The following is a 24,157-nucleotide window of genomic DNA, read 5'->3' as shown; positions in this document are numbered from 1 at the left end:
CTTCAACTGATTTTATTTACTCGACAAGCTATGCATTGTTTCTTTTAATAAAGGATACAGCCCATTGTAAATATTAAACTGCTTGTTATAAGTATCTTGTGTTTTTTTATCTTGATTTGGTGTGAATGTGATATCTTCTGTTTTTATAATCGGCAAATCAGGGTCATTAATGCCACAGAAAAAACCGGCTCCTGTCGCACCAACCATTGCAGCGCCAAAAGCCGCTGCGTCTGCTGTTTGGGCAATATTATATTCAACCTGAAGAATATCCGCTTTAATTTGAGTCCATAACGTATTACGTGATCCTCCCCCTACGCTGAGTAATTCATCTAATATCACTCCCCATTTTTCATTAGCAATATTCAAAATCTGTTTTAAACCATATGCTGTACCTTCAAATGCCGCCCTGACCATATCATCGCGAGTATGATTTAGACGTAAGCCTATCCATGCTCCCGATGCATTAACATCCCAAATAGGGCTACGTTCTCCAGCTAAATAAGGCAGATAAATTAAACCATTAGCACCAGGTACTGATGATTTTGAAAAGATCTCCAACTGTTCATGGTCATTAACTTCCGGCCAAACCGCCTGATTTAGCCAACTGAATGTCCCCCCAGTTGTCGACATCGCTCCATGGGCCAACCATTGATTGGGAACGATGTGGTATCGGTTCATAAAACGAGGATCAAAGTTCGGCTCTTCTAAGCAAAACGTAATGACCCCTGATGTTCCTGTTGATTCAAAAGCTGTTTCTGGGTCAAGTAGCCCAACGGCAAATGCCGCAGCAGCAGTATCTGCCGACCCTAAAATAATTGGTGTATTTTCTTTTAACCCCGTTTCTTGAGCGGCTTCTTTACTCACTTTACCAACCACAGAAGTGCACTGGTAAATCGGCGGTAAAATATCGTGATTAAACTTCCAATACCTTAATAGTTCTTTTGACCACTTAGGTGCTTTAGACAAAACTACTGCGCCAGAATACGCGGCTTGAGTCGGGTCAATGGCAGCTTTTTGACTTCCTAACTTTAAAGATAAAAAGCTATTAAGTAGCACAACTTTATGAACTTTTTGCATTAATTCCGGCTGTTGTTCTTGTAGCCATCCTAACGTTCCCACCCAACATGCAGACGGACTTGGACTATTACAAGAAAGCGCCCGAACATGCGTTATATTTTCCCCGAGTGTTTGCTGTATGAAACCTTCGGAACGCCCATCAAGATAAGTAATCCCATTTGCGACAGGTTTATTATGTTTATCCAATAAAACCAGCGTTGGGCAAGCAACAGAAAAACTCACAGATACGATATTCTTTACTTGAGAAGTCACTTCTCTGACTGCATCTGCGGTCTTTTTCCAAAAGTCATTTAAGTCGATTTCATGATTTTTGGGAGATTTGGAAATAATATTGGTATCACGTGAAGCCTTTGCCAATAATTCTCCATGGAAATTAAACGCACAAACTTTCACGCTACTGCTACCTGCATCAATTCCCAAATAGACACTGTCCATCATGCTGCCTCCAACGCCTGCTTTTAATTGTTATGTATAATAATTTTAATCGCGTCACCTTTTTGAGCGGTTGCCATGGCCTCGTTGATCTCATCTAAAGCAAATCGGTGAGTTACTAATTTCTCGATATCAATTAAGCCCGAAGAAATCAGTGTCAAGGCTTGCTGGTATCCTTCTCGACTTAGCGCACTGGCTCCTGTAAGAATAAGCTCGTTGTAGTGAATAATATTGACATCAATTTGCGCCATATCATCCTTTGAAAAGCCGGCAAACAGGTTAACTCGTCCTCCTTTTCTAGCGAGTTCCAATGCGGGATTAACTAATCCAGGGATGCCAATAGCAATAATCACAACATCTACCCCCACCCCTTCCGTCAAGCCTTTTACCACATCCAGTAAGTTTTCTTGCTGGCTATTGACGACACGTGTGGCACCGCAATTTAACGCAGCCTGCTGGCGTTGTTCATTGAGTTCACTAACAATAATATTTGTCGCACCTGAGAAACGCGCAAGTTGCACATGCATTAACCCAATAGGCCCAGCACCAATAATGACCACCGTATCACCGAGCTCAATCCCCACATTTTTTTGTCCATTGATACAGCAAGCTAACGGCTCAGCTAATGCTGCGGCTTCAAAAGACATCCCTTGTGGTATCTTAAAGACATTACCCGATGACAAAGCAACCTCGGGTATTCGAACATATTCCGCAAAAGCGCCATCAAATTCATAACCGATTGCTTGGCGGTTTAAACAGACATTTTCTTTACCGATACGACAATAAACACAAGAACGGCATGGCACTACAGGGTCAACAGCGATTGCATCTCCGATGTTTAGGTCGGTCACATTTTCACCGACTTCGACAATTTCCCCTGAAAATTCATGTCCTATTACAGAAGGGTAACGTACACCTTTGGTTTTTTTACCGGAAATAATCCGTCCGTCAGTTCCACAAATCGCGGCAGCCTTGACTTTAATAACTACATCGCCTTTACCAACTTGTGGATATTTAACGTCTACCACTCTAAGTTCATTAGGCGCATACAATACCGCTGCTTTCATTTTTTCCTCCCCATGCATAACAGCTATGAACGTTGGTTATTTGCCACCCGCTTGCTTGTATTCCGCGATAGCTTGGTCAACCGAACAATCATCATTGATTAATGCATTCAGAGCCTTAATGACTGCTGTTGGGTTTTCGTGCTGCCATACGAAACGCCCGTACGTCACACCACCAACACCAATATCTAATGCTTTACGTGTATTTGTTAGGAAGCTAACAAGATCGCTCCCCATATCACCACCAGCTAAAGCAACCATAGCTGGGCAGCTATCAACGACAGATTTAAATGTCTCAGGGGAACCAGACCAGAGTGTTTTGATGATATCGACACCTAGCTCAGCGCCTGCGCGAACACAGTAAGCGAGATTTTTCGCATCAAAACTGTCTTCAATCATTGGGCCTTTTGGATAAATATGTGCGACTAAAGGCAGTCCTGCGGAAGCAGCGGCTTTCGATACTTGACCTAAAAATGTCAATTGCTGTGCCTGTTCTGGTCCACCCATAATACAGCCGACGGAAATGGCGTCGGCTCCTAAACGAATCGCTTCTTCAACGTCAGCAACGGGTGTGTCATAAGCTTCATGGTAGGGTATGGAATAACTTGTCGCTTTCATGATGATAGAAACATCGGAAGCAACATACGGAGGATAAACCTTTTCAATAATACCTTTATGCATCGTAATGGCATCAGGCGCGCCCGCAACAACCTGTTTCATGACGGATTTAATATCACCAATTCCCGGTAATACACCACGTGTAATCGGATGATCCATAGTAATTGCAAGAAGACGACCAGATTTTTTATTTAATAATCTTTTTAAACGGATTTCTTTTCCTAAAAACATATTGATGACCTCTTTAAATCAATGAGTGAATTAATTAACTAAATTTTGAGGATGGCCAGATAAAAAGGCTTCGATATTGTCCATCATCATGTCTGATAAGGTTTGTATGGCTTCAAAACTAGCCCATGAGATATGAGGGGTAAGAATAAAATTTGATAACTGAGTTAATTTCATCATATAACTTTCTTTTTCTGGTGGTTCTGAAATACAAACATCAAACCCAGCACCTAATATTTTATTATTTATTAAAGCGCCATATAATGCTTCTTCATTAACGATCCCACCTCGTGCAGTATTAATTAAAATACAAGACGGTTTCATCTGCTCGAATTCTGGAAAACTAATTAAATCCCTAGTGGATTTGAGTAATGGACAATGAATAGAAATAATATCGCTTTTCGTAATAACATCTTCAAATGGTGTATATAGTGGGCCCATATTATTTGTGCCTTTGTAGGTGGAAAATAGCACCTTCATACCAAAAGCTTTTGCGATATCAGCAACTGCCTTACCTAAGACACCATCACCGATAATACCAAGCGTCGACCCAGATAAATTATTAATTTTATAATCAAAATAACAAAACTGGCCTGACTCTTGCCAACGACCATTTCGTACTGATTGTGCATAGGCTAATAAGCTACGACGTAAGGCTAAAATCAAGGTAAACGTATGCTCAGGAACTGTATTTATTGCATAATTTCTGATATTAGAAACTAATATATTACGCTCATTACAAGCACCAATATCAATCACATCCGTTCCTGTTGCAGCGACAGAAATAAATTTGAGTTGCTTTGCAGCTTCAATAACTTTTTTAGTAATTTTTACTTTATTGGTAATAATAATGTCTGCATTTTTTACTCGCTCAATAATTTCATCTTCCGATGTTTTCCCATACAGTTCTAAACTATATTCTTTATTTATTTCCTTAATATTTATTCCTTCAGGGAAAGTTTCATGATCGAGAAACACGATTTTAACTGTCATTTTTATCACCACCCAATTAATCAACAAAATGAATATCAATTAGACTTTTTGATTTAATAAAATTATATAATTCACTTATCAGGAAGGCATTGTAAGAATGACTAGTTTTCAATGTTAAAAATTGAATATAGTTGTGCAAATGCACAATTTGTTATGAATTCGATCACAAGAATGTGATGAATAAAAAAATCGGCCACTTAAAACAAGTGACCGATTTAAAATAAAGTGAGTTAATAACTCTACATTAGAAAAAGGTTGGCATTTCCTCTATAACATCATATTTATCATCAACAAGATAAATCACTTTCCATTTATCAAATGTAATACAGGGGTGAGATGTCCCAAAGATCAGTATATCGCCAACTTGAAAATCACAATTTTCATCAAAAGATAAAATGGCATGTTGGTCCATTAATCCGACTGTTTTTGCACTATTCGTTTGAAAATAGACTGGCTTCCCCTCTCGATATTGCATTAGAGGCTGAGGTAAACCTGCATCAAAGGCGACATCCCTTTTGCCAAAATTAACAATCGCTCGTCCCTTCTCAGGTACTGACTGAATTAATGCCACAATTTCCATCGCTGGCATCAAATCGCCATCTAACTGGCAGGCCATACTATCCCTAACTTTCAATGCTTTCTGGGCTTCATCATAAATACCGTGGTCATGTGTAATATAGCATCCAGGGCGGATCACAAACCGAATAGGTTTAGAAAGATGAAACTCTGCCATTTTTTTACTGACCAGATCATACCAAACTGAACCTGCCCCAGTGATTAATAACTCCCCTGAATAACGTGCAAATACGCCTAAGTTATCCAGTTTTTGACTGGTGGTTAACACTCGCTGTAAAAATTGCTGTATCTCTTCAATATCCTTTTGGGCATCATCGCTATGAATAACGCCTTCATAGAATTCAATGCCAGCAATCATCAAAGAAGGAAGTTTGGTTAACTCGTTTGCCAATGTGATGGCTTCTTCTTCACTTCGACACCCACAGCGTCCACCATTAACCCCTAACTCAATCAGAACATTTATGGTTAAATCTAACGATGAAAAAAAGGCCGCCAGCTGTTTTGCATGAGTCACGTTATCAACACAACAATAAATATTGGCTTGATTTAATTGCACTAACTCTGCAAGTAATCGAATATTGGTTTTACCCACGACTTGATTCGCAATAATGATATTCTGAACACCTGACTCCACTGCCACCTTGGCTTGATAAGCTGTTCCTACACTTAGCCCCCATGCACCTTGAGCAATTTGTCGTTTAAAAATGGCAGGCGTCATGGTGGTTTTACCGTGTGGGGACAATGAAACATTCGCCACATTCGAATAATGCTGCATCCATGCAATATTATTTTCCAGTTCATTACGCTTCACTACCACCGCAGGCAAGCATACATCCTCATGTAGAATATTTACCGAAATACCCTCTTGATTTAATGAGGCTGATTTATGCCCTACGCCTGCTAACACATTCAGTTTCGTCATTTTTTTTCCTCAACTTGCTGGTTACTGGCTTTTGGCTGTGTTTTCTCTCTCGTGAGTAATATTTTCTAGTACTTCTTCACGACTGAGTTTATTTTTTGGTGTTATCAATGTCACAACAACCGCACAGAGCAAACTGATGGCTAATGCAGGGATTACTGGGTTACCTAATTTTGCAGACCACTCTGGCGTCAAGATAATCGTTAATGATGTTGAACTCCCCGCAACCAATGCAGCAATACAGCCTTGCCAGTTAAACCGATGCCAGAATTTACCCAACAACACGGTCACACACAGGCCTGACATAATCATTGATATCATTTTTGTAATGTAGCCGATAATGTCATTCGAAGTTAATGCAAAGATAAGTGCTAACAAGATGACGCCAAGTAAGAAGATACGAGATAAATTGATCGCTTTCTCTGGTGGAGGCATCTTACCTGTTACCATTGTATAGATATCACGTAGGATAATAGAAACACCCGCGATAGCATCTGAGCTGCCTGATGACATATTGGCAGACATACCTGCAATCAATACCACCATCGCTAACACGTGCGGTAAAGCATTAGTTGCATATAAGAAAGCAAAGCTGCTGTTTTCTAAATTCGGCTCCATCACATGCGTTGCCATCCCGATAATCGCAGGTAGGAACGAAAACCCCATATACAGTAAACCTGTGATAATAAAGGACTGACGGATAGCTTTAGTTGATGCCGCTGAATAAATACGTTGGCGATATGATGGTGTCGCTAACACACCAATGCCAATGACCACAGCCAATGATATCGCAGGTAAAACGCCTAATTTACCAATACCAAATAAAGTAAAGGCGTCAGGGTCTGTACTCTTAACAACAACATCCCAACCACCGACATAGCTTACCGAAGCAACCGCTAGAATGATAAACCCGAGGAATAAAACAATTGATTGAAGTGTATCAATCCATGAAACCGCTTTATAGCCACCAATCCCCACGTAAAAAACAAAGCCAACCGCAATAATGATCTTCGCAACAGTAATATCAATATCTGCCGCCCATGCTAGGTATAAGCCGCCGCCAAGAATATGAGCGCCAAGCCAGCCTATCGATGCTAAGAATATTAATAATGCAACCAAGTTTTTCACTAGACGGCTGCCACCTGTGTAATAGCAAATCTCTTCACTCATGGTCATAAAGCGATAATTTCTTACTGGCGCAAATAACCAAGCCGTTAGTAAGATCCCCGTCGCTCCACCAATCCCATACAACATTCCCGCCCAGCCATTGGAATAACCAAAACTGACTGCACCGATACTTGAGCCCGTTCCCACCATCGTACCGACGGTTGAACCGAGAGTGAGTAACATTGGGAGCTTTCTGCCCCCAAGAATGAAGTCTTCACCCGTTTTTTGATGCCTTGTGACGTACCAACCCACAAACATCATCACAAATGCATATAACAAAAACCACATTAAGAAATTATCATGTTCCATAGTAGCCTCTCATCGCCTTAGCAATTAAGATTTGAATTTGCTGTTGAAGCAGGTGATATCCACTTCAACCATACAATCGACGACAAGGTCAGCAACAAAACACACCCGTGCAGGTGGGTTATCTGCAAAGAATTGCTGAAATACTTTATTAAAAGATTGGAAATAGCGCGCATCACTTAATACCACTTTCATATGCACAATATCTTGCGTAGCAAATCCCGCATCTTTCATAATGTTTAAACAATTCTCGATAGCCAATTTAGATTGAGCGATAATTCCGCCATCAATCACTTCCCCGTCAATCATGGGTGTTTGCCCTGAAACATACAGCCATCCGTCCGCTAACACGGCTTTAGCAAAAGGTAAAGATTGCCCGCCAGTACCTTTTGAGCCTTCAATTCCGAATCTTTTAATCATTTTTTTCTCTCTTTTATTTATTTCTTTCTAAGAATTTACCTGCTCTATTCCCTGTCATTTCTTTTTTGGTATAGGTCAGAACACCATTAACAAACACATATTCAATGCCATCTGCTTTTTGTTTTGGGTCTTGGAATGTGGCTGTTTCATTAATTTTTTCAGGGTCAAATACAACGATATCTGCAAAATAATTTTCTTGGATAAGGCCTCTATCCTTTAAAGAAAAACGTTGTGCTGACATACCTGTCATTTTGTAAATCGCAGTGGTCATTGGGAAAAGCTGCTCATCACGGCTATAGTGGCTAATAACTCGTGGGAAGGTGCCCCAAAGGCGTGGATGTGGATTAGGGTCACGTGGTAAGCCATCAGAGCCCACCATACTGCTTGGGTGCTGTAACACACGACGCACATCGTCTTCGTGCATTTGGAAATAAATCGCTCCCGCAGGCACAATTTTTTCAGCAACTTGGAAAATATCGCTACTCCACATAGCGGCTATTTCTTTTAATGTTTTACCTGCGACTTCAGGGAATGGCGTTGACCAAGTGACTAGAATGTCATAGTCTTCAGTGACTTGTGTGATATCTAAGTTTGATGATCCCGCACGATATGGATAACAATCGCAATTGATATCTTGCATGGCTTGGTATTTTTCAATGAGGGTAAGCGTTTCTTTTGTGCGTCCCCAGTTTTTTGCCCCAGCACACTTATGGTGGGAAATTTGCACAGGAACTTTTGCATGACGACCAATATGGAAGGCTTCATACATCGCATCAATGATACCGTCATATTCAGTTCGCATATGAGTGGTATAAATTCCCTGATGCTCTGCTAATAATTCAGCCAACTCACAAATTTCTTCAGTCGAAGAATTAATCGCATTACCGTAAGATAAACCAGTGCTTAATCCTAAAGCCCCTCCATCTAACGCAGAGGCCAATACTTGCTTCATATGAGCGATATTGTCTGGCGTCGCGGGTTTTAATAAGTCTGTCACACAATTATTTCTTAAGGTTGTATGCCCTATTAATGTCGCAACATTGACGGTTGGCATCACATTATTAATTTTTTGTTTATAACTGGCTAAATCAGCAAATTGAAATTCGTTTAATTCACCTAATAAATTAATTGGGTCAGGAACTTCGCCCTTTAATGTTGCACAGGCTGCACTGATACCACAATTACCGACAATAATTGTCGTTACACCTTGTGATGTTTTTTCGATATATTCAGGCTTATCAATCACAATTAAATCGTCATGAGTATGCACATCAATAAATCCAGGTGATAAAATTAAACCTGAGCAATCAATTATTTTTTCAGCATCTTCACTTATATTTTTTGATATTTTAATAATCCGTTCATCTTTAACGGCAATATCACTGACAAACTCACTTTTACCACTACCATCTATTACAGTGGCATTTTTAAAAACATAATCGTATTTCATTTGAATATCTCTTTAAGATTAATTAGTTTGATTTTTAAATGCGACATATGCAGATATAAATGCTCTCGCTTTTTCTCTGGTTTTCTCTGGTGTTTGGCCTATTCGATAAAGATCATTTCCCAACCCTGCACCATGGCAGCCAATACTTAGGTATTCATGCAAGTTATTCGGAGTGATGCCTCCTACCGCATAAATGGCAATATTTTTTGGGATCACTGACATCAGCGATTTCACATAATTAACCCCGAAAGGCGCTGTAGGAAAAATTTTTAAATTAACAGCACCGGCGTCAATCGCGGTAAAAGCTTCTGTTGCTGTTGCACAACCTGGAAATATTTCCATCTTATTTTCAAGAGCAGTCGTGATCACAGAAACGTTAATGTTAGGTGTGACAATAATTTTAGCGTTCATTATTGCCAACTTTTCAACATTGCTTTTATTGAGCACAGTACCGGCACCGATTTTTAATTTATCGCCGTAGTTTTCAATCGCTAATGGAATACTTTTTTCCCACTCGGGAGAGTTAAGAGGAATTTCTATATAATTAAAACCTTCATCTGCAAGGATAGCGATATGTTCTAAAACTTCGTCAGGTTTTATTCCACGTAATATTGCAATAAGCGGTATTTCATTTTTAGAATTCATAACAATCACCTAATAAAAAACCATTAATAATATTTATTTGCATTGCGTTTCTTTTAATATTGAAATTGCACCCAATCCAGAAAAAGGCTGTTCCTTTTTATCGTCTAATAGGTGTATTTCCCCAGTGAAATAACTATCGTTTTTAATTAACTCTTGAAGTGCATCCGCCAAAATAGGTTTTCCACTAATAACAATTTTTATATCGCTAGTAATATTAAGAGCTTGGCTATGTTTTATTGCGAGTAAATCTGACGCCAAAATAGCTCCCAATAAAAAACTTGAGCGTTGGTCAAGTGTCGCTTCCGTGAAAAGGTCTAGTAGCCTCACCGAAAAACAACTTCTTGCAATCCCTACTTGCAGACTAAGCTCAGCACCTTTGCGTAAATATTCTTTATCTAAACATTGAACAAACTGGTGTTCTAAAGAGCTGGCTAAGATAGTCTGGTGCGTTAATGTATCGAAAATCTCCCCTGCCATCGTTGTTGCCAATGCAACCACATTATTATTTTCATCAAGACGTACAAACTTAGAATGCGAGCCGGGCAAAATGACTAAGGCAGGGCCAAGATCCGGTTGCTGTGTTAGAATGCCAAAAACTTCAACTTCTTCACCACGCATTACATCTATACTTTCAATTGAATCAAACGTCATATTTGCCACGTTATTTTTAACGCCTGGTATAAAAATAATCGGTTTTTCACTGATCTCCTTGATAACACAAGGCATTGTAGCTTTAGCAAGTTGCTGCATTGAAACCGGGGTCACTTGGTGAGGTAAGTGACACAGCCCAATTTCGGATGTAATCATGCCAGATGCAACGAGCTGATAATTTTCTCTTTCTTCAGCACTCACTCCTGATAACAGCTTATCTAGCACTGTTTTTATCGATTGAATTAACAGCGTTTTATCGCCATTTTTTGCACAATCCCTAATACCAACTTCAACACTTTGTTCACGAACAACCGCGTTATTTTTCCATGCTCTAACTCGGGTATTCGTTGTCCCTGTATCAATGGTCACTATCAACATGTTTATCCCTTTAAAATAACGGAACGTCGTTCCTTTTTTAATAACATACATTAAAATATAGGAATGTCGTTCCGTTTTTATAAGAATAACGACAGCGATCACAATCAAAAAATCAAATTCAATGAAGATCAATACATTACGTACTGCATGTTTTTTCAGAGAAAAAAATTGCATCGAGGTAAAAATGGAACGACGTTTAAATAATGAGTACAATGAAAGAGCTTAGCGTGAGTGAGGAGCCTACGATGACGAAAGAAAGTCAAGCAAACTCGTCGAGTATCGACAGAGTACTGACCATACTTGAAGAGATTAGTAACCATTCTGACGGAATTTCTTTGGCCGAATTGGTCAAGAATACGGAGATTCCAAAAACCACGGCTTTTCGCGTATTAGAAACACTAAAAGAGCGCCAATATGTCAGCTTAGACCATCTTACAGAACGCTATAACCTTGACTTAAAAAGCCTTGAACTAGGCATTAAAGGCTTAATGAATGTTAATTTAGTCGAAGTTTCAATCCCTTATTTAAAAACGTTGTCGAGTTCAACGTTTGAAACTTGCTTTTTAGGGGTTTATAACAGTGGCCATGTGGTCTACCTCTATAAAAGTGAAGGAACGCTATCCATTCAAACTTCCGCAAAACTGGGTGCTCGACTACCCGCTTATTGTACTGGTATAGGGAAAGCTTTATTAGCCTTCCAACCGTTAGAAGAAATTGATGCAGTACTGGATAAACCGTTAACCAAATACACTGAAAAAACAGTTATCGACCGCATGAAACTGTATGAAGTTTTGGCTGATATCCGTATAAAAGGTTTTTCTTTAGATGATGAAGAAAATGAAGAAGGGCTTACCTGTGTAGCTAGGCCGATATTTAATTATACCGGTAATGTGATCGGCGCGATTAGTGTCGCTGGGCCGACTCACAGAATGGTTTCCAAAATAGACCGTGTTAATGAAGAACTTGCCCACGTTTGCTTACTGATTTCCCGCCGCCTTGGCTATATCGAGCCAACCAGCACTAAATAAAACAAAAAACCCCATCTCATATGAGATGGGGTGCCAAAATAGCAATATTTGTTGTTTACACAAGAACAAGTTGTACAAAAGCAATGTACTGGCCCACCTCCTTGTGGAACCCAACCTAATGGCGATTTCTCACCAATTGATACCGACGAGTCAGGTATTCGATAGGTGCACTCCAAATGTGCACTAAACGGCAGAATGGGAAGAGTAAAAATATCGTCATCCCCAACACAATATGCAGTTTAAAAACGATACCAACACCTTCAAGGTAATTGGATGCCCCCCAATGGAATGTCACAATAGACTGCGCCCATCCCACTAATTTCAGCATTTCGCTGCCATCCATATGTTGTGCTGAGAATGGAATGGTAAGTAACCCTAAGCAAACTTGCACCACCAGCAAGGTTAAAATCATGATGTCACCGAAGGATGAAGTTGCCCTCACTCGTGGGTTCGTTAGGCGGCGCTTCAATAGCATCGCACCACCAATTAACATCATCACACCTGCTGCGCCCCCACCAATCATTGCCATTAACTGCTTAATATGCATTGGCAAGAAAGATTCATACATCCAGTGAGGCGTTAGCATGCCTAAAAAGTGGCCGACAAAAATCCCAATAATCCCCAAATGAAATAAGTTTGATGCCAAACGCATGTTCTTTTTATCCAACATTTGGCTGGAACCCGCTCGCCACGTGTATTGCCCATAATCGTAACGTAACCAACTACCGACAATAAATACCGTCCCAGCGATATAGGGGTAAATATCGAAGAAAAATTGATTGATAAAATTCATTTTTGAACTCCTACATGGCTGCTGCCCACACTGAGATCCAAATACTGTGGTACCACCGCATTGGCGAAGCGATGTTGATGTGCCGCCACTTCGCTACCACATGTTTTTTCATCGGCAAAAAATTTCACTTGCTCCTCTTCCCAAACCGCATCTAGCGCCTCTGGGGTGTCATCCCGTACTTCGGTTGCCACTTGTTTGCTTAATTGCTCCGCCGCAATATCGCTATGAGAAAGCTCAAGTAAAAAATCAAATAAAACGGAGAAACGGCTTTCTCGCTGTTTCAGCCTTTCCCCTAGCAACGCTAAAATTGGCGCAATATCCTGTAACCCCTCGAGAGTTTCATTACTCGGTAATACCGTTAGATATTCCAAATAAATGGGCAAATGGTCGGGTAATTCACGGCAATCAATTTGCAAACCGTGTTGCTGATATTGAGCCATTAAATCAACCATCGCTTGTCCTCGGTCTCGGGACTCACCATGTACATGCTCAAATAGCAATAATGATGTTGCGCGCCCTCTATCAAACAGCTCACAATATTGCGCCTGCATATCAAGTAAGTCTTCGTTGAGATACTCGCGCACAAACACCATCAATTGAACAGCCCGTGTGACTGGCAGCTCATCAGCCTGTTCTAGTGCTTCAATGAGCTCATCGCGATGTAACCAAAGCGCTTCCGAAGGGTATTCCAATAACCGAGAAATCACTTTTAGTGTCATCATAGTGCTTTCTCCTGATTATTTTTTGGTGTGATATCAATGGCATCAATGCGCCTGCTATTAAATAAATTCGCTTTGCTATCGCTGCCATGGCAACCATCACCAAAACTAAAGCCACAAGCTTTGGCTTCAGGGAATGCTTCGCGTGCCAATTCTCGATGACTGGATGGAATGACAAAACGGTCTTCATAGTTAGCAATGGCTAAATAGCGGTACATTTCTTGTGCCTGAGCTTGTGTTAAGCCAACTTGCTCTAACGCGCTGATATCACATTGATTTTCCACGGTTTCTGCCCGTTTAAAATGGCGCATTGCTAACATACGTTTTAACGCCAATAACACTGGTTCGGTATCTCCCGCCGTTAATAAATTCGCAAGGTATTGCACTGGAATGCGTAAGCTTTCTACATCTGGCAATACACCGTTATTGGCTAAGAGCCCTGAATCCGCTACTGACTGGATCGGTGACAAAGGTGGCACATACCACACCATTGGTAACGTGCGATATTCAGGGTGCAGTGGCAGAGCTAAGCGCCATTCCATCGCCATTTTGTACACTGGGGATTTCTGTGCCGCATCGATCACGCTTAATGGGATCCCTTGTTTTTGCGCTTCTTCAATCACTTTTGGATCATGAGGATCAAGGAAAACATCAAGTTGGCTCTGGTAAAGGTCAGTTTCCTTTTCTACACTGGCCGCCGACTCAATTTTGTCCGCGTCATACAGCAATACACCTAAATAACGGATACGACCAACACAGGTTTCAGAGCAGACCGTTGGCATGCCTGACTCAATACGTGGATAACAGAAAATACATTTTTCTGATTTACCACTTTTCCAATTGAAATAGATTTTTTTATACGGGCAACCGGTTAAGCACATACGCCAGCCGCGGCATTTGTCTTGGTCAATCAACACAATACCATCTTCTGAGCGCTTATAAATTGCCCCACTTGGGCAAGTCGCGACACACGCTGGGTTTAAACAATGTTCACAAAGGCGTGGTAAATACATCATGAATGTATTCTCAAACTGCCCATACATCTCTTTTTGAATATGTTCAAAGTTTTTATCTTGGGCTCGTTTGGCGAATTCACCGCCTAAATCATCTTCCCAGTTTGGTCCCATTTTGACATTACTCATTCGCTCGCCAGTAATTAATGAACGAGGACGTGCTGTCGGTACGTGCTTGCCTTCTTTGGCATTTTTTAAATGGCCGTAGTCATAATTAAACGGCTCATAATAATCATCCAAGGCAGGTACATCTGGGTTAGCGAAGATTTTCGATAAAACACCCACTTTGTTTCCCATCCGTGGAATCAATTTACCCTTAATGGTGCGGATCCAGCCGCCTTTCCATTTCTCTTGGTCTTCCCAATTTTGGGGATAACCAATACCCGGTTTGGTTTCGACGTTATTAAACCATGCGTATTCTACCCCTTCGCGGCTAGTCCACACGTTTTTACAGGTCACTGAGCAAGTATGACAACCAATACATTTATCAAGGTTTAGCACCATGCCGACTTGAGAACGAATTTTCATTATGCTTTCTCCTTTCCGCTCAAGGTCTGCTGGTAGGCATCACCTTCACCATCCAGCCAGTCAACCTGTTTCATTTTGCGAACAACCACAAATTCATCACGATTAGAACCTACTGTTCCGTAGTAATTGAAGCTATAGGCAAGGTGCGCATAGCCACCGATCATATGGGTCGGTTTCGGGCAAACACGCGTGACCGAGTTATGAATTCCGCCACGTTGAGCCGTAATTTCAGAGCCGGGTAAGTTGATCAGCCGTTCTTGGGCGTGGTACATCATGATCATGCCATCAGGAATACGTTGGCTAACGATCGCTTTGGCGGTTAATGCCCCATTACTGTTAAAAGCTTCAACCCAATCGTTATCTTCAACACCCAGTTCGCGGGCATCTTCTTCGCTAAGCCAAACAACTGGGCCACCGCGGCCTAACGTCAACATTAATAAGTTGTCGCTGTAAGTAGAGTGGATCCCCCATTTTTGGTGCGGTGTTAAAAAGTTCAGTGCTTTTTCAGGGAATCCATTAGATTTTTTCCCCATAAGAGGCTGAGCCGCTCGTGTGTCAATCGGTGGGCGATACACCACAAGGCTTTCCCCAAAGGCACGCATCCATTCGTGATCTTGATACAATTGCTGACGACCACTGAGCGTCCGCCATGGGATCATTTCATGCACGTTGGTATAGCAAGCGTTGTAGGAAACATGTTCATCTTCTAAACCTGACCACGTCGGGCTGGAAATGATCTTACGTGGTTGTGCCACAATATCGCGAAAACGGATTTTTTCGTCTTCTTTGTAGCGCGCTAAATGCGTATGGTCGCGCCCTGTAACCTTACTTAATGCATCCCATGCTTTTACTGCCACTTGCCCATTGGTTTCAGGTGCTAAGGTTAAAATCACCTCAGCAGCATCAATGGCAGTGTCAATTTTAGGGCGGCCTGCATTAACCCCTTCTTGCTGGGTTTTATTCAGTTTTTTCAGGAAATCAATTTCATCTTGCGTATTCCAACTGATGCCTTTCCCACCGTTCCCTAATTTGTCCATTAGTGGGCCAAGGGAAGTAAAACGCGCGTAAGTATTGGGGTAGTCACGTTCGACACAAATAATATGCGGTGCAGTTTTTCCTGGAATAAGCTCACATTGCCCTTTTTTCCAATCTCTAACATCAAATGGTTGTGCCATCTCGGCTGCACTATCATGTTGAATCGGCAACGTCACCACATCCGTTTCTTTGCCTAAGTGCCCAACGCTGACCTCAGAAAATGCTTTGGCAATCCCCTTATAAATTTCCCAGTCACTTTTGGATTCCCAAGCTGGGTCGACTGCTGCTGACAATGGGTGAATAAATGGATGCATATCCGAGGTATTCATATCGTCTTTTTCATACCAAGTAGCGGTCGGTAAAATAACGTCTGAGAACAGGCAGGTGCTCGACATTCTGAAATCGAGAGTCACCACTAAGTCAACCTTCCCTTCTGCTGCTTTATCTTGCCATTCCACTTCTTCCGGTTTGACGCCGCCTTGTTGGCCTAAGTCTTTGCCTTGAATACCATTTTCAGTACCCAATAAATATTTCAATAAATATTCATGGCCTTTCCCTGCGGACCCCAATAAATTTGAACGCCAAATAAACAAGTTACGAGGGAAGTTTTGTGGGTCATCAGGCTGTTCTGCTGCAAAGCGAATATTCCCTTCTTTCAATTGCTTAACGGTATAGTCTGTGGGTGACATACCTTCATTTTGTGCATTCTTCGCAATATTTAATGGATTTACATTTAATTGTGGTGCTGACGGCAGCCACCCCATGCGTTCTGCACGTACATTCATATCAACCAAACTGCCGCTAAAGGCATGTTTATCGGCTAGAGGCGACAGCAACTCTTCTGTTCCCACCGTTTCATAGCGCCATTGGCTTGAATGGTTATAAAAGAATGATGTGCTATTCATGTGCCGTGGTGGGCGCTGCCAATCAAGGCCAAAAGCAAGTGGCGTCCAGCCTGTTTGTGGGCGCAATTTTTCCTGCCCAACATAGTGAGACCAGCCACCACCGCTTTGCCCCACGCATCCACAGAAAATCAACATATTGATAATCGCACGGTAAGTCATATCCATGTGATACCAGTGGTTAATCCCTGCCCCGACAATCACCATCGCACGTCCGTGAGTTTTCTCTGCGGTATCCGCAAATTCACGAGCGATGCGAATGATATTTTGGCGGCTCACCCCAGTGACTTTTTCAGCCCATGCAGGGGAATACGCTTTCATATCATCATAATCAACCGCACAGTTTTCATCACCGAAACCACGGTCAATGCCGTAGTTAGCAAGCATCAAGTCATACACGCTAGTAACCAGTGACTCGCTGCCATCGGCAAGCTGAATACGTTTCGCGGGTAATTTATGCAGTAAGATATCTTTCAGTTCAACGCTTTGAAAATGTTCACTTTCTAAACCACCAAAGTATGGGAAGCCAACCTCAACAAATTCATCGTGCGTATCCGCAAGGCTGAGTTGCATTTTGACCTGGTGCGCATCTTGCCCTGCACGCGGTTCTAAGTTCCATTTTTGGCTATTATCCCAACGGAACCCCATTGAACCTTGTGGAGCACATAATTCGCCCGTCTCTTCATCAATCGCGATGGTTTTCCATTCGGCATTTTTCTCTTCGCCTAAAGAATCAACGAGATCCGAAGCACGCAGCATACGCCCAGCAACATAGGCACCATTTTCGTGCTTATCGAGTATCACCAACATAGGCATATCAGTGTAAGTACGCACATATTCACGGAAGTATTCTGCTTCACGTTTTACATGGAACTCATTGAGGATCACATGCCCCATCGCCATTGCCATGGCGCTATCTGTTCCTTGTTTCGGGTTCAACCAATGGTCACAGAATTTAGTGATTTCTGCGTAATCTGGCGTGACAGCAACAGTTTTCGTTCCTTTGTAGCGGACTTCTGCAAAGAAGTGAGCATCTGGCGTACGGGTTTGCGGGACGTTCGAGCCCCAAGCAATAATGTAGGATGAGTTATACCAGTCCGCTGATTCTGGTACGTCCGTTTGCTCACCCCACGTCATTGGGGATGCAGGCGGTAAGTCGCAATACCAATCGTAGAAGCTCAGACAAGCTCCACCGATAAGGGATAAATAACGGGCACCTGAGGCATAGGAAACCATTGACATAGCGGGAATTGGAGAAAAGCCAACAATGCGGTCAGGACCAAATTCTTTAATCGTCGCGACGTTTGCCGCTGCAATCAGTTCATTCACTTCTTGCCAACTTGAACGAACAAAACCCCCACGACCACGAGCTTGTTTATAGCTTTGTGCCTTTTGTGGGTCATTGATAATAGATAGCCACGCTGCAACAGGGTCTTGCTGCTCTGCTTTTGCTTCACGCCACAATTTAAGTAAGCGCTTGCGCATCATTGGGTATTTAACACGATTTGCGCTGTATAAATACCATGAATAGCTCGCCCCACGAGGGCATCCTCTTGGTTCATGATCAGGTAGGTCTGGACGAGTGCGTGGGTAATCCGTCTGTTGGGTCTCCCAAGTGACTAATCCATTTTTGACATAAATTTTCCAACTACAAGAGCCAGTACAATTAACACCATGGGTAGAACGCACGACTTTGTCATGCTGCCAGCGACTACGATAACCATCTTCCCAATCACGGTTTACATTTAATTCTTGCCCGTGATCACCTGAAAAGGTCTCGCCTAACTGCTTAAAATACCGAAATCTGTCTAAAAACTTGCTCATCGGATTGCCTCCAAAGAGACGGCGACCGGCGCCGTACATTGCTAAAATTGATTTTTATGACTTGTTATTATTTGTGTTTACGGCCATATACCAGCCATGTGATAAACACGCAGGAAAGATAAAATACAAAAAACACTTTCATCGCATCTGCCGGTGATCCCGTCAGTGTTAGTGATGTACCGAACGCTTTTGGAATAAAGAAGCCACCTATAGCCCCAATTGCAGAGATAAACCCTAGAGCCGCAGCACTTTCTGTTACCGCCTCTTTTTGTGCTTCTTGCTCTGAAGCACCTCTTAAGATGGCTTTGTCCATAGTTAATTTACGGAAAACGACAGCAATCATTTGGAAGGTTGAGCCACTGCCTAGCCCTGCCGTTAAAAACAGCACCATAAATACGCCATAAAACGCCCCGAAAGAACCTCCTTGACCGTTTTCTGGTAACGTAAAAAACAACAAGCCGGAGAAAACAGCCATGATCACAAAGTTCAGTAATGTGACTTTCACACCGCCAAAACGGTCAGACAACATGCCGCCGACTGGACGAGCTAGTGCTCCGAGGAAAGGACCAAAAAAGGCAAACTTCAAAATAATGACGTCTGGGAACTGCGTTTTCGATAACATTGCGAAACCGGCAGAAAAACCGATAAACGAGCCGAATGTCGCCAGATATAACAGGCTTAATACCCATAGATGACCCCGTTTCAAAACAGGTAATTGCGCTTTAAGAGATGCCTTATTAGCCGCTAAGTCATTCATGCCAAACCAAGCCATCACAGTAAAAAGCAGCAGAAATGGCACCCAAATCCAAGCGGCATTTTCTAACCACAATGTTGAGCCATCCGGCTGAGTCGCTCCAGTTCCACCCACGAAAGTAAATACGCCAACACCTACGATGAAAGGAGCCACCAATTGCATGACACTGACGCCTAAATTGCCTAACCCACCATTTAGGCCTAGTGCGCTACCCTGACGAGCTTTAGGAAAAAAGAAGCTGATGTTGGCCATACTCGATGCAAAATTAGCACCGGCAAAACCACAAAGTAGGGAAATAATGACAAAAACTTGATAAGGCGTGGCAGGGTTTTGAATCGCATAACCCAGCCAAATACATGGGATCACTAAAAATAGTGTACTAATCGCTGTCCAGCGACGCCCACCAAAAATAGGAATAACGAATGAATAAGGGACTCTTAATAAAGCGCCTGAAACGGAAGGTAATGCGGTTAATAAAAATAATTGGTCTGTCGAAAAATTAAAACCCACTTTATTTAAGTTAACCGCAACTGCACTAAATAACATCCATACGCAAAATGCGAGCAATAAACATGGAATAGAAATCCATAAATTACGATTTGCAATACGCTGCCCTGTTTGCTGCCAAAACTGAGTATCTTCAGGACGCCAATCCTGTATAACTCCGTTATTTGACGGTGCAACTACGTTATTAACATTATCTCGTTGAGACATAAATCACCCCGATAAATACAATTTCTGCTCGCAGTGTGTGGCGAATAGACCACCGTGAAGCTGATCTAAATCAAGAGAGACTTAAATGAAATATGCGGGATTTTTTTCGTTAACCACCAGAGGAGTATTAGGAGTACACACCAATAACAAATTGAATTAAAACAAAAAAATTCATTACTCAGTAATTTTATATATTGGGATTTAAAGCGAATATCTCAATGGGATATTAAGGAGTAATACCGAAGTGGCATATTCAATTTTATATAATAGATAAACAATATCTACGTTATCAAAAATAATAAATAAACATGTACCGTAGAAAGGATTATTTATGTCTATTGCTTATCACCGATTTTCAATCATTAACCAAGTTATTGGTTTAATGTTATTGATTGCCGTACTCGGTATTATTGGCATGACAATCTCAAATAGTATGATCATTAGTGTGCAAGGAAATGCACATGCAATTAATAAATCAGGCTCATTGCGGATGCAAAGCTATCATTTACTTTCATTAGTACCACTCAACCAATATTCTGACGTATATGTAAGTGAACTTGAAAAAAATTTATTAAGCGATGAACTGACACAAGTCGTCGAAATAGAAGATTTAAAACCGCAATTTTCTGAGATTTATCAATATTGGGTTACAGAGTTAAAACCTGCACTTAACCATGCAGTTTCGCCTAATGATGCACGGCTTGCGGTCGTTACTTTTGTTAATAAGCTTGATGCATTAGTTCGCAATATTGATGAAAAAACAGAACGAAAGATAACCTATGTAGCAATCACTCAAATGGTATTTATTAGCCTCGTTTCGTTGCTGCTTATTTTTGCTATCTGCCATTTTAGAAAGAAAATTTATACACCTTGGCTTAAGTTACTTCATATGGTGAATGCGATTAGTCACCAAGATTTTAGTCAGCGCTTTCCTGTAGGCAAAAAACAAGATGAGCTAAATTCACTGGGCCAAACGTTAAATCAAATGTCGGATGAGCTTGCACAAAGTTACCATCAATTAGAATCCCGAGTTATCGAAAAAACGGCTGACCTGCAAAATAAAAATAAAGTATTACTCTATTTATACCAATCTAATCGCACCTTACATGCCATTGGGCCACTATCAGTCAGGTTAGAAAAAGTATTATCTGAGCTTAAAAGCTTAATACCGCTACAGAATATCAGCTTGAGACTATACGAAGAAAATAATGATACCTACTTTCATGAAATTCATTGCCCAGAAAACGAAGAGCACTCTCTCAAGTCACCCAAGGTAGCTGAACAACTTAAAGTAATATCATGGGAGATTTCCGATAATTTACAGCGTTATGGCATGATTTTGGCTGAAATAGATATAAATCAGCCATTATCTGAAGAGCAAAATAATTTAGTGCTGATGTTAGTTAAACAAATTGCGGGAATGCTAGCAATGGAGCACCAATTAGAACAACAACAGCAGTTACTGATTATGGATGAACGCTCGGCGATTGCGAGAGAATTACATGATTCCATCGCGCAATCATTATCTTGTCTCAAAATGCAAATTAGTTATCTGCAAATGCAACCTAAAACATTGCCAACTAAGCACCAAGAACTATTAAACGAAATGCGTAATGAAATAAATTCCGCTTATAGCCAATTACGTGAACTTTTAACAACCTTCAGGCTAAAATTAACTGAACCCGGCTTATTTCCTGCTTTAGAAAGCACAATCCAAGAATTCAGTCAGCGCCTTGGTTTTCAAATTGGATTAAATTACCAAATTCCAGCAAAAAGCCTCTCTCCACATCAATCTATCCATATTATCCAGATAATCCGAGAAGCTTTAAGCAATATTCTCAAACATGCTAATGCAAACTGGTCACAAGTCTCATTAATTGAAAATAACGGATTAATCACTATGACGATAGAAGATAATGGGGAAGGGATTCAGCCTCAGCCAACAAAAAATAACCATTACGGATTGATTATTATGAGAGAGAGAGCTCTGAGCCTAAATGGGAAATATCAAATTTCGCCAAGAGTTCAAGGAGGCACTACTGTAAATGTCGTATTTCCACTGACTGTGGCTTAATTGAATTGGAGTAACTCATTAATGAAAAATGAAAATAAACTAACTGGGCAATCCACCATTTTACTGATTGATGACCACCCAATGCTACGTAACGGTGTTAAACAATTAATTAGTTTAGAACCCACATTAAAGGTAATTGGTGAAGCAGACGATGGAATAACGGGTATTAAAATTGCTGAAGAGCAAGACCCCGATTTAATTCTATTAGATCTCAATATGCCGGGTATGAATGGCTTTGAAGTACTCGACAATTTACGTAGCCGCGAACTTTCAGGCCGTATTATCTTATTTACAGTATCCAATTACGGTGAAGACTTAATTAATGCATTAAAACGAGGTGCTGATGGCTATTTACTGAAAGACATGGAACCCGAAAAATTAATTATTGCATTAAAAGAAGCAGCAAGTGGTAAAATGGTCGTTAGCCCAACGCTCGCCTCTATTTTAGCTGAATCCTTAAGAGATAACCGAGCCTCTACAGAGCATAATTTATCGGCATTAACCCCAAGAGAAACCCATATCTTAGATTTAATCTCTCAGGGGCTATCAAATAAGATGATTGCTAATAAATTACAAATCACAGAGAGCACCGTCAAAGTCCATGTCAAACACCTACTAAAGAAACTCAATTTAAAATCACGCGTTGAAGCGGCTATTTGGGTTTTACAACAAAAGTAATGACACCGCACCTTAACTTAATGCATCAAGCCATGGCTGTTGTTTTGGGTAACGTCGACGATAGCCATGCATAGCAACAGATAATTGAATCAGATCCGTAAACCTTGTCGGGTCCAAACTGGTTTGCTTTTTAATTTGCTGTAACCGATAACTTAATGTATTTCTGTGAATGCCTAATTGCTGTGCGGTACTGCCTATTTCCCCATTTTGCGATAGGAATAACTCAAGGGTTTCAATCAAAATATCCCCCGAATCATGCAACAATATTTTGTGGCAAATATCTAAAAAGAAATTAAATAGATAGCTATTTTCCAATTCATTAAAGAGGCACAACGATGCCATTTCTTTAAATAGAAAAACTTGTTTATCGGGCACCGTTAGCCGGCCAACTTCAATGACTGAACGTGCAAAATGAACGGCATCCCTCACATGTTCCTGCGTATCTGCTTGAACACCAACACCAATATAATATTGGCTAAGCTGGCTATCTAGAATGAAATGAAGATTAGGAATAAATGATTCATGTTGATAATGCGCTGATGGAAATAGCATCAAAATTTCGCGGCTATTAAGTAATAACACATCACTTTTTTCCATGGCTGATAATTCAGTAATGATCGTATCGAGTATTTCAGGACGATACTGAATAGCTTCAATATTAATAATCACAGGAATAGTCGGTAAAGTGAATGCAAAACCAGAGTTATGCAGTTTGAGTAACGCACTGCGCCCCTGTGCTTGCGTTGTACTTTCTATAAACTGGACAAATAACATATCACGCAAACGGTGCTGCCAATTAATACTACGCCGCTCAATTTCTTGTTGAATTAGCAGCTCAGCCGTCAGTATGGCAAGCTCGGCATAACGCTGGATCACAACAGGGTCACCACTCACCCCAATGACTAATTCCACTTTATCTGCCACAACAATCGGATGGTTTATCCCCGGAGCTACATTCGAATAAGCTCGCGCTTCATTTTCATTGTAAATAGTGATCCGTTTGCCGCAGCGAATCACTTCCACTGCGGCTTCATGAATTTCACCAATACGCTTTTTTTCCCCTGAGGCGATAATCACGCCCTGACTATTAATCACATTGACGTTGTGATGGATAATCCCCATTGCACGTGTGACAATATCATTGGCTAATTTTTCAGTCAGTAGCATCTTA

Annotated in this window: 19 protein-coding genes; 3 read left to right on the top strand and 16 right to left on the bottom strand. The window is 41.1% G+C overall.

What is annotated here, in order from left to right:
• Positions 1 to 12 precede the first annotated feature (12 nt).
• From PSF28_RS06115 to PSF28_RS06070, 10 genes are all read right to left on the bottom strand, one after another.
• Positions 13 to 1,515, bottom strand: coding sequence for a xylulokinase (locus PSF28_RS06115; protein WP_210840268.1), 1,503 nt, complete (start codon positions 1,513 to 1,515; stop codon positions 13 to 15).
• A gap of 20 nt (positions 1,516 to 1,535) precedes the next feature.
• Positions 1,536 to 2,576 (bottom strand): zinc-dependent dehydrogenase, encoded by a 1,041-nt coding sequence (locus tag PSF28_RS06110; protein ID WP_210840267.1) that lies wholly within the window; start codon positions 2,574 to 2,576, stop codon positions 1,536 to 1,538.
• A 36-nt stretch (positions 2,577 to 2,612) separates the two neighbouring features.
• Entirely contained in the window at positions 2,613 to 3,422 is an 810-nt protein-coding gene (locus PSF28_RS06105; RefSeq protein ID WP_004259316.1) for a class I fructose-bisphosphate aldolase, read from the bottom strand.
• 30 nt (positions 3,423 to 3,452) lie between these two features.
• Positions 3,453 to 4,412: a D-2-hydroxyacid dehydrogenase gene (locus tag PSF28_RS06100; protein ID WP_272684788.1), complete on the bottom strand. Its 960-nt coding sequence runs from the start codon at positions 4,410 to 4,412 to the stop codon at positions 3,453 to 3,455.
• A 244-nt stretch (positions 4,413 to 4,656) separates the two neighbouring features.
• A complete protein-coding gene (locus PSF28_RS06095) occupies positions 4,657 to 5,910 on the bottom strand; it encodes an amino acid deaminase (protein ID WP_272683557.1) in 1,254 nt (417 codons plus the stop codon).
• A 21-nt stretch (positions 5,911 to 5,931) separates the two neighbouring features.
• On the bottom strand, positions 5,932 to 7,383 hold the full coding sequence (locus PSF28_RS06090) for a sodium:solute symporter family protein (RefSeq protein ID WP_210837584.1): 1,452 nt from the start codon (positions 7,381 to 7,383) through the stop codon (positions 5,932 to 5,934).
• A 24-nt stretch (positions 7,384 to 7,407) separates the two neighbouring features.
• The gene (locus PSF28_RS06085; RefSeq protein ID WP_004259329.1) at positions 7,408 to 7,800 is read right to left on the bottom strand and encodes a RidA family protein; all 393 of its coding nucleotides are present in this window, start codon (positions 7,798 to 7,800) and stop codon (positions 7,408 to 7,410) included.
• Positions 7,801 to 7,813: 13 nt separating this feature from the next.
• The gene (locus PSF28_RS06080) at positions 7,814 to 9,250 is read right to left on the bottom strand and encodes an N-acyl-D-amino-acid deacylase family protein (RefSeq protein WP_210837586.1); all 1,437 of its coding nucleotides are present in this window, start codon (positions 9,248 to 9,250) and stop codon (positions 7,814 to 7,816) included.
• Positions 9,251 to 9,268: 18 nt separating this feature from the next.
• Positions 9,269 to 9,895 (bottom strand): 2-dehydro-3-deoxy-6-phosphogalactonate aldolase, encoded by a 627-nt coding sequence (locus PSF28_RS06075; RefSeq protein WP_210837588.1) that lies wholly within the window; start codon positions 9,893 to 9,895, stop codon positions 9,269 to 9,271.
• Between the two features lie 33 nt (positions 9,896 to 9,928).
• A complete protein-coding gene (locus PSF28_RS06070) occupies positions 9,929 to 10,924 on the bottom strand; it encodes a 2-dehydro-3-deoxygalactonokinase (RefSeq protein WP_210837590.1) in 996 nt (331 codons plus the stop codon).
• 245 nt (positions 10,925 to 11,169) lie between these two features.
• On the opposite strand from PSF28_RS06070, the gene PSF28_RS06065 reads away from it, so the two are divergent.
• Entirely contained in the window at positions 11,170 to 11,952 is a 783-nt protein-coding gene (locus PSF28_RS06065) for an IclR family transcriptional regulator (protein WP_004907793.1), read from the top strand.
• A gap of 115 nt (positions 11,953 to 12,067) precedes the next feature.
• Here PSF28_RS06065 and narI read toward each other — a convergent pair whose 3' ends face one another.
• The 5 genes from narI to PSF28_RS06040 form a co-directional block, all read right to left on the bottom strand.
• Positions 12,068 to 12,745 (bottom strand): respiratory nitrate reductase subunit gamma, encoded by a 678-nt coding sequence (gene narI / locus PSF28_RS06060; protein WP_004907792.1) that lies wholly within the window; start codon positions 12,743 to 12,745, stop codon positions 12,068 to 12,070.
• Entirely contained in the window at positions 12,742 to 13,467 is a 726-nt protein-coding gene (gene narJ / locus PSF28_RS06055; protein ID WP_210837592.1) for a nitrate reductase molybdenum cofactor assembly chaperone, read from the bottom strand. Before narJ ends, narI begins: the two co-directional genes overlap by 4 nt.
• Positions 13,464 to 15,005 (bottom strand): nitrate reductase subunit beta, encoded by a 1,542-nt coding sequence (gene narH / locus PSF28_RS06050; protein WP_210837594.1) that lies wholly within the window; start codon positions 15,003 to 15,005, stop codon positions 13,464 to 13,466. Before narH ends, narJ begins: the two co-directional genes overlap by 4 nt.
• A complete protein-coding gene (locus PSF28_RS06045) occupies positions 15,005 to 18,766 on the bottom strand; it encodes a nitrate reductase subunit alpha (protein ID WP_272684787.1) in 3,762 nt (1,253 codons plus the stop codon). The genes narH and PSF28_RS06045 overlap by 1 nt, the downstream gene beginning before the upstream one ends.
• A 67-nt stretch (positions 18,767 to 18,833) precedes the next feature.
• Positions 18,834 to 20,234: a NarK family nitrate/nitrite MFS transporter gene (locus PSF28_RS06040; RefSeq protein WP_272684786.1), complete on the bottom strand. Its 1,401-nt coding sequence runs from the start codon at positions 20,232 to 20,234 to the stop codon at positions 18,834 to 18,836.
• A gap of 331 nt (positions 20,235 to 20,565) precedes the next feature.
• Here PSF28_RS06040 and narX point away from each other — a divergent pair, with 331 nt between their 5' ends.
• Both narX and narL read left to right on the top strand, forming a co-directional pair.
• On the top strand, positions 20,566 to 22,308 hold the full coding sequence (gene narX, locus PSF28_RS06035; RefSeq protein WP_210837600.1) for a nitrate/nitrite two-component system sensor histidine kinase NarX: 1,743 nt from the start codon (positions 20,566 to 20,568) through the stop codon (positions 22,306 to 22,308).
• Positions 22,309 to 22,329: 21 nt separating this feature from the next.
• Complete coding sequence (gene narL, locus PSF28_RS06030) at positions 22,330 to 22,986, top strand: two-component system response regulator NarL (RefSeq protein ID WP_210837602.1); 657 nt, start codon at positions 22,330 to 22,332, stop codon at positions 22,984 to 22,986.
• Between the two features lie 12 nt (positions 22,987 to 22,998).
• Here the strand turns inward: narL and PSF28_RS06025 are convergent, their stop codons facing one another.
• Positions 22,999 to 24,153, bottom strand: a complete 1,155-nt coding sequence (locus tag PSF28_RS06025) for a CdaR family transcriptional regulator (protein ID WP_210837605.1) — start codon at positions 24,151 to 24,153, stop codon at positions 22,999 to 23,001.
• Positions 24,154 to 24,157: the final 4 nt, after the last annotated feature.

Origin of the sequence: Providencia sp. PROV130, from assembly GCF_028482225.1 — a bacterium.
GTDB classification, from domain to species: Bacteria; Pseudomonadota; Gammaproteobacteria; order Enterobacterales; family Enterobacteriaceae; genus Providencia; species Providencia rettgeri.
This window is presented reverse-complemented; position numbering and strand designations above follow the sequence as displayed.